The organism is Luteimonas deserti (assembly GCF_013425765.1).
Taxonomy (GTDB): Bacteria; Pseudomonadota; Gammaproteobacteria; order Xanthomonadales; family Xanthomonadaceae; genus Luteimonas; species Luteimonas deserti.
On sequence record NZ_JACCJZ010000010.1, the window covers coordinates 181,435 to 193,844 of the forward strand.

A 12,410-nucleotide genomic window follows, 5' to 3' on the forward strand; every position below is an offset into this window, starting at 1 on the left:
ATTGACTCATCAAATGCAAAAAAGCGAGCAGCCCAACTATTGTTGTTCTAATCTGATAAAAGCAGTTTAAATTCAGGCACTTGCGGAAACATCCGTTCTTTGTCAGATTGCCGATAGCCGCGTATCTCCGACAGCGGCCGACAGTACCGGACCACGGGCGATCGGACAAAACGGACATGCAGGCAACTCAGCTAAGCGATCATCTGGAGCTGCGCTACGGCCTGGTCATCGACTCCGATACCGCTGCGCGCCTTTTAGGGTTCCGGACTCCCGAGGGTTTGGCTAAGGCCCGCAAGACGGGCCGGCTGGAACTCGACATGTTCGAGATCCCCCGGCGGCGCGGTCTGTTCACTTCAGCGGGGCATCTGGCGCGAGTGCTGCTGCATACGTTGCCTCCGGCACATCTTCCAGAGCTGCCTCCCCTCGACAAGGTCCGGCGGCCCGACACATGCCCCGCCCATCCGGATAAGGGAGGTCGCGTCATGAGCGGCTGATCCCTAAAACGCGAAACCCCCAGCCGAAGCCAGGGGGGTGTATCTGCGCGAGCTGGACACTCCGCGCCGACGCTACACCCCTCCTAGCCCCATTGCAACCTGCCGAGATCGGCGGGCTGTGCCCTCGTGTGCGCCGTCCGGCGCGCAGGTACTAGGAGGCGCGACCATGGCACTTGATAGTGAAAAGCTGTTGGCAAAGCTAGAGCCGCTGGCCGGCTACACCCAGCTGAGCCTAAAGGGTAAGCAGCTGCTCCGAGCGATATGCGAGGGGGAGCCTGCCCGAACGGTGGGGCGACAGTCACTCATGGCGGTGCACGGCGAACTGTACTCAAAGGACGTCGATTCGACCGTTCAATTCGAGTCGATTGCCGAGCGGACGTTCGTGCTCGATTCGCTCTGTGACCCCGATACCCTTGGCGTCCTCTGTCAGCCGGCGCAGCTGCGGGTGCTGGCCCACGACAGGCGGGGTCGCCAGAGTCATCGCACCATCACGCCCGACTACATCGAGTTCAAGGCGGAGCGATTCTGTTTCATCGAGGTCAAGCCGCTCGATGTGGTCCGCAAGCTGGGCCAAGAATACCCGGCGGACTGGGTGCAGGACGCGGATACGTGGGCGTTTCTGCCCGGGCAGGTCGCAGCTCACGCGATGGGCTTTCACTTTCGTGTGCAGGTGAACGGTGATGAGGCGCGTGTCTGGCAGGCCAATGCTTTGATGCGCGTGCGCCTACGCTTGTCCAAAGTGGAGCCGATGAGCGGCGCGAAGCATGGTCGCATTCTGACGCTGCTCAACAGTCGACCTCGCACGGTGCTGGAACTGTGCGAGCGCGTAGGTGGCGTCACGGCGGGCCAGCTACTGCAGGCGGTGGAGGCCGGCCTTCTGCATGGCATGCTGCAGTTACAGGTCTTTGATGACGGATTTCTACTGTTTGCCAACGCAATGGATGTCGAGCGGCATCTGGCAGAACTCAAGCGCCATGCCATCGTCGAGCTGCCGGCAGGCCCGATGCTTGCGCGCTACTTGCGCGCTTCCTCAACGGAACTGGCGCATGCCCTCTGTCGCCAAGAGACGTTCATCAAGCGACAGGCTTCGCCAGAAAAGAAGAACTCCGCCTACTACGCTACGGTGCGACGCATCCGGCAGGCCACCTCGGAATCGGCGCCGGCGATAGCTGCGTTTGTGCCCAACTTCTCGGGCCGTGGTGGTAAGGGTCGCCCCGTCCCGGAAGACGCCAAGAATGCGTTTCTCCAGTTTGTCAAAGCAGATTATTTGCCAAGGGTCAAAGGCCGAGCCTCGCCGGGACGCGCAGTCGCCGCTTTCGAACGTGACTTGCCTCAGCATCGCGACGCGATGTCGGATGAGACCATGCGCAAGCTCTACCATCAGGCGTTCGCGCCGGAGATGGTGGCGCTGGCGACGCGTGGGCTACGGGGGTATCACGCGACGCGGGCACGCACTGACGGCTCCAAGGTCAACGTGCGAGCAGCAATCTGCGGCTTCAACACGCATCTCGATGGCGTGCGCGTGGACACGCGCTCAGACGAATCGAGCGATGGCGTGGTGCTGATCTATTACCCGCTGGTAGATGATTCCAATTCCTACGTCCTCTCGCGCGGCATCAGCATTAATCGTCCACACCAGTTCGGCGTCAATCTTGCCCTGCGCGACTGCGTCGCGCGCCACGGATTCCTGCCTGCCACCATCCTGCGAGACACCGGTAGCGAGAACAACAACCGGGCAGAGCCTGAAAAAGTGGCATTGCTTGGAGTGACGTTCCAACACCGTCCAGTGTCGGCGCCGCGCCATGGCGGCGCGGACGAGGGCTTCCATGGCAAGCTCAACGAGTACGCCTCCTCCCTTCCGGGCAGCACGTATCACGACGCCGCAGGGCGTGCAGCGGACGGAGCGAAGAAATCGCGGCGGCATGCGCGGTTTACGGTTGAGGAGTTGATCGCCAAGCTCGATCACTGGTGCTTCGAAGTCTGGAACAAAACGCCTACGGGCGCGGACGGCCTATCGCGAGAAGACGCGTTTAAGGATCAGCTCAAGCGCTACGATGATCTGTTGGTGCGCCATTCGGTCACGCCGCTGCTGGCCTACGCCACGGGTTACCCGATCGACATCCGCGACCCAAACCCCAGGCGGGGTATCCGCACCCATGGTCAGGTATTCAGTTCGCAGGCGTTGACCACGATGCTGCAGCAGGGCGCGCGCCCCAAACAGGCGCGCCTGGACTGCGTGGATCCTTCGATTCTTTGGTTCGATAACGGCTCGGAATACGTGCCAGCCTACTCGTTCGACAACGCAAAGCTTCAGGCGATGGGGATCCCTCAGCGTGTGCTGTACATCGAGGACATGCTCAACGATGCCAGAGACCGGAAGGCGGTGGCCAAAACGCGCCGTCGGCGGGACACCGAACTTGAGCAATGTGTTGCCACCGCAACGACGCCTGCGCCCGCAGTGGACCCGTGTGTGGCTGCCGCGGCCGCGCCCGCACCGGCGCCGATAGAGCCGGCCGACGAGGCGCCCGCGCGCAAACGGGTGACGCCAGCACCCATCCAGCGACTGGGGGCCACGCCATGATCCATCCAGACGCATTCAAGCCCTTATCCCGCAACGTGCGGCCGCTCGCTGACCTAATCGTCCATTCGAAGCTCGATCTGCCGCTGCGCATGCTCTGCGCAACCAACCTGAGTCTGGTCCCGGGCTCCATCATTTACGTCGTGGGAGCCGGGGGCGCGGGCAAGACCAGCTTACTGCGGGCGTTTATGCAGAACTGCTTTGGCGACCAAAGTGGGTGGCCCACCGGCGTCATCCCCTATGCCTACGCTGCGGCGATCAATTCGGATCGAACCTATTTTAGCCCCGACTCGCTGGCAGATGATCTGCTGGTCGAGCTAGGGGATCCATTCGCCCGCCGCTCGATTGGCCTGCCGACGGATGAGCGTGCCGAAGCGATCGAGCGTGCGTATTTGAAGATTGGCAAGGCACGGCGGACAGTCAAAGAGAAGTTCGAGGCGGTGGAGGATCTTGGCTTGCGCGCCAAGCTGCGCTATCTCGTTGTCGACGAGGCCAACCTCATGGTGATGGTGCAGCGCAATCACGTGGCCACGGACTACATCGAGTTCCTGCGCTCTCTGGCCACGCGTACGCAATGCATTCTCCTCATCGCGGGCACCTTCGAGATGGTTGATGTCATGGATTTCAGCGCGCAGATAAATCGCCGCGTCTTCAACATTCATCTGGAGCGTCTTGGCATCAAAACCGACGCGGACGCGGCGATGTTTGCTGCCGTGGCGCAGGGGATTGCCGCCGACTACAAGGTCGATGGAGCGCTTGTTTTGGATAATCTGGACTGGTTCTACGAGGCGAGCTACGGGTTGACCGGAGAACTCGACGGTCTGTTCATGCGCGCGCGTGTGGAGGCGTTGGTGCATGAGCGGGAGGTTCCCAACTGGACGGATATTCGCAACGCCCTACAAGCGCCGCGCCTGCAACGGCGCATGCGGATCGAAGCCGACCTCGTAGAGGCCGCGTTCGCCGAAGAGATGACACCAAGGCAAAAGACTTACCTGCGCGCCGCCCGCACACGTAGCGTGGGGCGCCGCGACGCCAAGCGACACACGGTGGCACACGCATGAAGGCTGCGTTCGCTGTCGAAGGGCAGGGCGCGGGCACGCTGTATGTCGAGTCGTTCCACTCTATCCTGGCGCGCACCGCGCGCCTGCGGCGCGTAAATCTTCACTACTTGATTCGTTTTCTCGGAGCCACCGAGGCGGGCGGACCGGATCCCAAGGGCGTCAAAACGATCGGACAAATTCAGGGCGGATGTGAGACCACGCTGCGGCTCCTACGCCAGTTCGCTCGACTGGACGGGAGCGAGCGATGCTATGGGCATACGTTTGCGAAGGTCTCGGAGAACCTTGGGTTCCACAAGCTGTTTCCGCTACGCATGCGTTGGTGCCCAGCGTGCCTCGATCCGGACACCGGGATGGGCTACTTCCTGCTCGCGCACACGCTGACAGATCTCGTCGCCTGCCCGCTTCACAAGTGCGCGTTGCGCGATCGGTGCCCGGCGTGTGGTGGGCAGGCGTCAACCTTGCTGTGGTCACCCGACAGGTCGGTCTGTGGAAAGTGCGGAGCCTCACTCGTGCAACCCTGCGCCGGCGACCACGTGTCATCGGATCAGCTGCGTGCAGATGCTCAGTTCTACCGACTCATTACTTACGTGACCGATTCCGATCAACCGGCGCCGCCGACCGATTGGAGAGCGCAGCTGAACGCAGGCATTCAACACCTGCTCGCGCAGCACTATGACGCCTACGGGCCCACCGAGACGGCGCGGATGCGGGTCTTGAGCCGGGCGCGCGCACGGTTTGGATGGAAATCAGTTGTCCAGCTTGCGCAGATGCAGGCAGTTGACGTGGTGGATCTGCTGACCGCGCCGACCCAGGCGCTGTCACCGCGATTGCCGGGGATGTCGATCCATCTGAACGTGCACTCGCGCAGACGCCGCGTAGATCGCGACTTGGCGGTGTACTTCGAACGCACTGTGGAGGCACTGCTGGCATCGCCACCCAAGGTCGCGCTTCCTAGTCTGAAGCTGTTGGCCATCATCGTCGGCGTCAGCTACTCGTTCTTCTGGGAGCATCATCGCAAGCTGTGCGCCGTATACGCCGAGGCACGACAGCTCAGACGTGTTTCCAACAACACTGCTCGGGAGCCTCGACTGCCCAGACCGGATGAGGAGATCAGCACCGCCGATCTTCTCGACAGACTGCATCCAGGCGCCCGCGCCTTGTTCATGGTGCATCTCGGTCGCTACGTCGGCACCGATGGTCGCGTGGACTCCTATCCAGATGCCACATTGCCGCGACCGGTGCGCTGGTCGACTGCCAGAAAGCAGCTCAGGGCGTCAGAAACCCGGTCCACAACCGCATCTCCCGACGCGTGCGACGCGTTGCATGCCCGTGGCGGTCAAGGCGATCCCGGTGAGATCAAGTGAGGCGGGTGCCGCTGCACGGGCAAGCGGCCGGTCACTACGCACCACGCGTATCGCAAAGCTCTTGCGTCGTTGAGCGCGTGGTGTCGCGTGTGTGCACGCTCTGGAGAGCTTGCGAACCAAGCTTCGGTCAGTTGTTGCATGCGCTCGTCCTTGTGGCACCGGGTGAGGATTAGGCCGCGGTCATGCAAACGGTCCAGCACCTCTGGGCCCAGAAAGCGGCGCAGTAGGCCAAGGTCATGATGATGATCGGCTAGCACGGCAGCACAGGGTGATGCGCTCAGAAAATTGAAGAGCTGTTGTCGAAGCTGTGCCGCCGGCAGTGCGCTCGAGCCTCCCTCAAGCAGTGGGTACACGACGTCGCGGGCAAACGGCTTGGGGTCTGCTGGAGGTGGATCCAGCTCCAAGTAGAGCTCACGCTCGCCCTCTGCACTCACCAACGCAAGGCTCACGAGTCTCGTCGCGTGGGCGTCTGCCCACTCGGTGTCGAGGAAAAAGTAATGCACGACAGGCCCTCGTCAATGGAGCCCCTGGTCGGAATCGAACCGACGTGGCCGCGCTTATCTGGCGCGTGCTTTCACCGGAGTATAAGGCCGGCGCTTAAACCAACGTAAGCAGCAGGGGCGTGATCGTCCTAAACGATCACGCGCATATTCGATGCTGTGCCAAGTAGGCAATGCCATGCATGGGGAGATGATGGCATCTAAGCAGGCGCCTGTCCAAGCTCTTCGTTGACCTGAAAAATGGCGCCGGAGGCGATGCTTCGTCGGATCAGTGGTGCTTGGTCTTCGGCAGGCCCTTCGAGTCCGCACTGAGCCATTCCAGTGCCCAGGGTCGGTGTCTGCTTTTGGCCGGAAGCGGACCTCGCCAGTCGGTGCTGCTTGGCAGTAAGCCACAGCTGGAATGGTGATGGCGCACCAACGCACGCAGTTGCAGTGCGAGCTTGGAATCTAGACAGCACGCGGCATACACTGGCCGCGGCGCCCGCCCTGCTTGCACACGAGCAAAAACAGGCTGTATCCCCTAATCGACTTTTCTTCTGGCCAGCTGCCGGGGTCTTAAACGTGTGCGCCTGCCCCGGATCGCTTGGCCAACGAGGACGAGTCATGACCATCAAGCAATACGCGTTTCATGCCCATGCGCATCTTCGGGCCCAGGGGCTGCTGTCGCTTACCCGCAGCCAGGTCCATGAGCTGCTGGCTGCGGCCGCTGGATTTGCCACCCATGCTGCGTTCCAGCACCAGGCGGCGTGGTGCGATGTGCCATGGCGCGCTGCCGCTGTCCCGCCGGATGAGGACCGCGTCATCCAGCGGTGCCTTCAATTCCGGCTTTCGCCTGAAGAGTCCGCGCGTACCGCCCAGGGCCTGGCCGGCTTCGTGGCTTCATCCGGCTACGCGCCGCTACGGTTTGAGGAGCTGATCGCTGCACTCGAGGACTACGAGGACGAGTGGGCGGACGCTGACGAGGCGGAGGCGCCTGCGGTCCCCACGTGGGTATCGGCCGCACTGATCAGCCGAATGGATCATGGGCTTGAGACACTGCTCGAGGAGTTTCCGTTGCTGCTGGAAGGCTTGGAGGCGGCCGCGGCCCGCGGTGCTGCCGCTGCGCACCTAGCGACCGCGTACCTGTTCGAGCCGTACGCTTGCCTGCCGGAGGAGGAGGACCGCCGCTTCGGACGCGAGCTGCGCTGGCGCGCGCAGTGGTCTGTCGAGCCGGTGAGCCTAGCGGAGATCACTGCGGGGGGCGGCGGGTTCGTTCGTGTGGTTGCGAAACATAGGTACCATCTCCTTGCGGCGGCGCGGGGCGGGGACAGACGCGCAATGCTGGTCACTGCGGAACGCTATGGCGATCCTTCAGCGCTTGAGCTCGAGCCGTCGGATGAAATGGATCCGTACGACATGGCAGATCTGGCCGCTGCACATGGTCGACCCGAGCTGGGGTACCAATGGCTGACCGTGCTCGCATGCGTAGGTGACGTATCCGCCATGCGCGAGCTCATCGAACATCGGGGCGAGACACTGGTCCGCGCTTGGGTCTGGATGCACCTGTCGCGCATGCTGGGTCAGGACCTGAGCCAGGACCGGCATGAAGCGATCAACGAGGACGGCACTTTGTACGACGATGACGTCGGCGGGCCAGCGTATGTCGGGGGCGTCGACGGGATCGAACTGGCGCCACTCGCGGCCGAGGAAACAGTCCGCGTCAAAGAAGAGGCTGCTCAGTTGTTCGCCGCAATCGAGAAGCGCTACCACCTGACCTGATCCAGTTAGGTCTTGGGTGGGCTACTGCTTAGGGGGCTTACCCGACCCGTCGTGTCGACGTGCGCCATGCGCGCCTCGTCAGATCGGACTCACGCGCCGTGGTGAGAGGAGCGCTTCGCTGTAATCGACCAAGTCCGCTTTCGGCAAAAAAGCGGACACATCAATTCTTAGTGCATGGCTGGGTTCCTAAGCTTTAGTGGCGAAGGCATCGCATTCGCACTGGGCGCAAATCTCTAATATGAATCGGAGCGGAGAAGTGCTGCGCGCATGTCTTCCGAGGAGGTCGCCATCAGCAATGAAAGCTCTTAGAGACTTGCACGCTGAGTTCTTTGCTGTTGCGCGTATGTTTGAGCTTGCAGATGTCAATTGACTTCGGTCGACTCATGCTTTTGCAGCATGCGATCAACAGATCCTGTTGAAGGAATACACAACGCAGCGGGATCAGTTGATGGTGGTGCGTTAGTTAGCGCTCTCGCTTGCCTCTGCGAGGCGCTACGATGATACGCGCTGAGGCCTCATCGATATCTTCTTTCGACCCTTCTCGCAACTCGCCAGGTCCGAAACCCCGTGCCAAATTTCGGAACAGCATGTCTTCAGTAGAGCCATCTTCGTGAATAGTGCAGGCCTGCCAGATCACTGCTTGACGAATGTTGGTCGCATCGCCAGCAATTCCAGTGGATATGCAACGCGCAACAATTCCCAGCACGTTCGGGTGGATCAACGCTAGAACATTGCTCAATGTCATAACGTGGTTGTCGAGATAGGCAAGCAAGCGTTGTTCTGCCTGCTTGCCGAAATCATCGTCACTGTCAGCCTTGATCATTCCTTGCTCGATTCGGATTGGGCGCGTGAGATCAAGCACGATCAAGCCTGGCGGGTTGCCAGCCTCACCAAGAGCGATCAACTGTTCCCTAACATCGCGAAGACGTTTCGGGAGGCTGGATAAAGAAGAGATGCGTTTGCACTCTGCAGGGTTCTTAGCTTCACCAATGGTGAGGTCGCCACCATGGGTGGAGAAGCCTCCGAAAGAATTCTCTTGCTGCAGTGCGACTGCGGTTGTGAACTCCAAACTGTAGTCGCGTGCCTGATCCGCACCCTCGGCGGCCATGACGGGCCTGCCCCCTGAAATCAACTTAAGTTTTCGAACAACCTCTCTATCCCGCAGGTGCGCGGGATTCAATTTTGCGATTTCAGCGATCTCTGCCGCTTCATTCAGTGCATTTACGATCTCTGGACGTCTGCTGGAAAAATCGCGCCCTTCGTTCTCATCGCTCATTGCGCGAGTGATCACGCGTCGATAGTCGGCAAGCCTGGTTGACTTAACTCGAAGGCCATATCCACTCAGGAGTGTGAGCGCTGCGTTGTACTCATTGAGTACCTGCTTAAAGCTGATGATGGGCATTGTTCGGCGTTGAGCGTTATGTTTAATGAGCATAACCTTGCTTGATCATGACTTACACGGAAGACGTGCCATGCAGAGAAGGATCTACCGTGGCGCACTGCAGGCAGTGACCAGGCTTAAGGGTTCTGTAGGTGTTTTGGGTACGGAACATGCTGCTCGCGATGGGATGTTTGATCTCCTGAAGCAAGCAGAAAAAGAAGTGCCATTAGCCCGTTTTCGCGGCACAGCGCCCGATGGTGCAAGAAGGGCGAGGATCGACATCGTTTACGACCACCATGGCATCGAACTGAAGGTTGTACGCATGCCAAGATCTAGGTCCCAGAGCTCTATGGGATGTCTCTACGATCTGGGTCAGATCGCCAACGACTACCTCAAGATCGAGAGCGCCAAGGATCTCCATAGCGGTGAACTGGTGATTGTGGTCTATGGACCACTTGTGATAGATCTCGGCTCATCTACCGCGAATTCCACAACCGCATGTATGTGGACTACACAACTTCATGCCATCTAGGTGAGTTGCATCCTGATCACGTGGCAGGAGAGCCAGAATGGAAGAGGCTCATGCGCCGCATGCAGCACCGTGTGATCAAACCCATGGGTTTCCACAGGCCCTGCGAGGATGCCAAGAGGTGCACGGTCATCAAGGAAGGCGACTTGGCACTGATCTCCATCCCTGTGGCTATCGCTGGAAAGCGCTAGCGGGATGCAATATGCACTGATCAATGGGGTGAAGTCAGAAGCCGTGGCCGGCGCTGACGCTACATGCCTTGATTGCGGCCGAAAGACTGTGGCCAAGTGCGGCCCTATAGTCATGCATCACTGGGCACACGCAGGGCGCAACTGTGACTCATGGTGGGAAAACGAGACCCAGTGGCATCGGGACTGGAAGAACCTTTTCCCACCTGAGTGTCGGGAAATATCCCACACTGCACCCAGTGGCGAGATCCATCGCGCCGACATCAAAGCGCCTGGTGGGATATACGTTGAGATCCAGCACTCAGCTATGACTCAAGCCGAGCGGGACTCGCGGGAGCAGTTCTACGACAACATGATCTGGATCGTGGATGGGACACCGTTTTCCAGCCGCTTTCATTTACATCACAGTCTTCCCGACCCCTCACTAGACTGGGCACAAGATTGCGCATGGTTTCCAGCGCGTAATCCTCTTCAAGGCGCTCCATTTCCAGAAGGCATGTACCAAAAGAGATCACTCATCGCAGAAGACCGAGCCAGAGGTGCTGCGACCGGAATGCATCTGATGTTCTTTCAGCGGGATGAAGAGCAGAAGTTTCGCGAAGCGTACACTGGTCACCACCAGTATTTGTGGAAACGTCCTCACTCCACATGGATAGAGGCACGCAAACCGGTCTACTTGGATTTCGGCAGTGACATCCTGTTTCGTTTAGAGACGTATCCAATCGGCAACTTACCAAGTGTTCGTGTGATCACGAAGAGGCAGTTAATCCATGATCTGCATGAGCAGAATTACGCTGAATTGGTATGCCTAAGCCCCTACGACAAGAACTAGGTGCTACTCCGCTGAGGTCCACGTCGGATACGAGCGGTGCCGCGTTACTTCAAGGACTTGGCCATGGATGTTAAGGCCTAAGTGAAATTTGGTGGGATCTAGGCTTGAACCTTCTGGCGTGACGTCCTACGCGAGGGTCTCGCGCAATCTCAATCTTCTTTTTAGCGGTACTTCCGACTTAGTTCAGGCGAAGTCGGTGATGAGATGTCCGCTTCTGGCCGGAAGCGGACATTAGAGCTGTTGGGACAGCGTTGTGGCACCTAGATCCTCGTCAGACTCGCTTGCCTTGACCGACTGCACGGCATAGCTTGGCCCGGCCTCCAGGAGACAGACATGTTCAAGCGCGCCCTCGGCATCGGTATGGCCTTCATCGGCCTCATTGTCGGCGCGGGCTTCGCGTCGGGGCAAGAGATGCTCCAGTTCTTTGTGGCGTTCGGACTCATGGGCATCGTTGGAGCTTTCATCGCTTCGGTGATCATGATTCTGATCGGGGTGGCCTCGCTGCAGCTAGGCAGTCATGTGCAGGCCAAAGAACACACGGCGGTGTTCCGGCGCGTGTCTCACCCGGCGCTGGCATGGTTCCTAGACGCTGCGACGATCACAACTCTGTTTGCGATCGGCTTTGTCATGTTCGCCGGCGGCGGCGCGAACATGTCACAGCAGTTTGGATGGCCTGTCTGGGTTGGCGCGGTGCTGACGCTGCTCGCTGTCCTCGTTGCCGGCATGTTCGACGTCGACAAGGTCTCCCGCCTCATCGGCCTGATCACGCCCTTCATCGTTCTCTTCCTGCTCGGCGCTTCAGGCTGGACGCTGCTGACGGCGCCCTACAACGTCGTCGCCCTCGATCTTGCTGCTGGAAACGTACAGACCAGCCTGCCCAACTGGTGGGTGGGTGCGCTGAACTATGTGGGGCTGTGCGCGATCACGGGCGTGTCGATGACGATTGTCATCGGCGGAAGCATGCTCGATAGTCGAACCGCTGGCCTCGCTGGCCTGATCGGCGGTTCGATGTATTTGTTGCTGTTGATGCTCGCGGTGTGTGCGTTGTTTCTGCGGGTCGATGTCATCGGCGGCGACGCTCTGCCGATGCTGACCTTGGTTAACGAGCTTGATCCCCGACTTGGTGCGGCAATGTCGGCAGTCATCTTCGGCATGATCTTCAACACTGCCTTGGGCATGTTCTACGCGTTGGGCAAGCGCCTGACCCGCGCACGGCCTGAGCGCTTTCGCCAGGTTTATGTTGCGTCTGTCCTGGTGGGCTTCGGCCTGAGCTTCGTGGGCTTTCGAGCACTGGTGTCGTTTGTCTATCCAGTTCTCGGCTATATGGGCCTGGTGCTGATTGCCGTCCTGGCGACCGGCTGGCTGCAGCGCCGCGCGCGGATCTCAGCGGAAGCCAAGCGGCGATTGCGCTTGCGCCGACTAGCTATGCGACGTCTTGATCCGCGCCGACGCTTCACCGCGGCCCACGCTGCCAAGGTGGAGCAACTTTCAAGCGAATCCAACCTTGCCGATGCAGCGCTGCATGAGGCGCTCGTCGACCGCGCCCAGACCGCTCTGGCCGCTGATCCGGACGTCGACTACACGCTGCTTCCCGCCGATGCCAATGCCACTGAGGTCCTGACCCAAGCTGAGCCAAGTGAATGCCAGGCTTCGCCACGGGCGACTCTTGAGAAAGATCAGCGCCTTGCATCTGACATTGATCAGGCTCGTTGAGTCTCACAAGCG

Annotated in this window: 9 protein-coding genes and 1 tRNA gene; 8 read left to right on the forward strand and 2 right to left on the reverse strand. The window is 60.0% G+C overall.

Annotation, left to right across the window (positions count from 1 at the left end):
- The first annotated feature begins 176 nt into the window (after positions 1-176).
- The 4 genes from H0E82_RS04380 (at position 177) to H0E82_RS04395 (ending at position 5,497) form a co-directional block, all read left to right on the forward strand.
- Positions 177-494 (forward strand): hypothetical protein, encoded by a 318-nt coding sequence (locus H0E82_RS04380; RefSeq protein WP_180544173.1) that lies wholly within the window; start codon positions 177-179, stop codon positions 492-494.
- A 166-nt stretch (positions 495-660) separates the two neighbouring features.
- Positions 661-3,075, forward strand: a complete 2,415-nt coding sequence (locus tag H0E82_RS04385) for a hypothetical protein (protein WP_180544175.1) — start codon at positions 661-663, stop codon at positions 3,073-3,075.
- Complete coding sequence (locus H0E82_RS04390) at positions 3,072-4,133, forward strand: Rab family GTPase (RefSeq protein WP_180544177.1); 1,062 nt, start codon at positions 3,072-3,074, stop codon at positions 4,131-4,133. Before H0E82_RS04385 ends, H0E82_RS04390 begins: the two co-directional genes overlap by 4 nt.
- The gene (locus H0E82_RS04395) at positions 4,130-5,497 is read left to right on the forward strand and encodes a TniQ family protein (protein ID WP_180544179.1); all 1,368 of its coding nucleotides are present in this window, start codon (positions 4,130-4,132) and stop codon (positions 5,495-5,497) included. The genes H0E82_RS04390 and H0E82_RS04395 overlap by 4 nt, the downstream gene beginning before the upstream one ends.
- A 519-nt stretch (positions 5,498-6,016) precedes the next feature.
- Here the strand turns inward: H0E82_RS04395 and H0E82_RS04405 are convergent.
- Positions 6,017-6,119 (reverse strand) — tRNA-Ile (locus H0E82_RS04405).
- A gap of 481 nt (positions 6,120-6,600) precedes the next feature.
- On the opposite strand from H0E82_RS04405, the gene H0E82_RS04410 reads away from it, so the two are divergent.
- On the forward strand, positions 6,601-7,755 hold the full coding sequence (locus H0E82_RS04410) for a hypothetical protein (protein ID WP_180544183.1): 1,155 nt from the start codon (positions 6,601-6,603) through the stop codon (positions 7,753-7,755).
- A 463-nt stretch (positions 7,756-8,218) separates the two neighbouring features.
- Here the strand turns inward: H0E82_RS04410 and H0E82_RS04415 are convergent, their stop codons facing one another.
- Complete coding sequence (locus H0E82_RS04415) at positions 8,219-9,157, reverse strand: hypothetical protein (protein WP_180544185.1); 939 nt, start codon at positions 9,155-9,157, stop codon at positions 8,219-8,221.
- Positions 9,158-9,227: 70 nt separating this feature from the next.
- Between H0E82_RS04415 and H0E82_RS04420 the strand changes: the two genes are divergently transcribed.
- The 3 genes from H0E82_RS04420 to H0E82_RS04430 all read left to right on the forward strand — a co-directional run bounded on the left by H0E82_RS04420 (position 9,228) and on the right by H0E82_RS04430 (position 12,398).
- Positions 9,228-9,668, forward strand: coding sequence for a hypothetical protein (locus tag H0E82_RS04420; RefSeq protein WP_180544187.1), 441 nt, complete (start codon positions 9,228-9,230; stop codon positions 9,666-9,668).
- 192 nt (positions 9,669-9,860) lie between these two features.
- Positions 9,861-10,685 carry a competence protein CoiA family protein gene (locus H0E82_RS04425; RefSeq protein WP_180544189.1) on the forward strand — a complete coding sequence of 275 codons (825 nt, stop codon included), beginning with the start codon at positions 9,861-9,863 and terminating at the stop codon, positions 10,683-10,685.
- 333 nt (positions 10,686-11,018) lie between these two features.
- Complete coding sequence (locus H0E82_RS04430; protein ID WP_180544191.1) at positions 11,019-12,398, forward strand: YkvI family membrane protein; 1,380 nt, start codon at positions 11,019-11,021, stop codon at positions 12,396-12,398.
- Positions 12,399-12,410 lie beyond the last annotated feature (12 nt).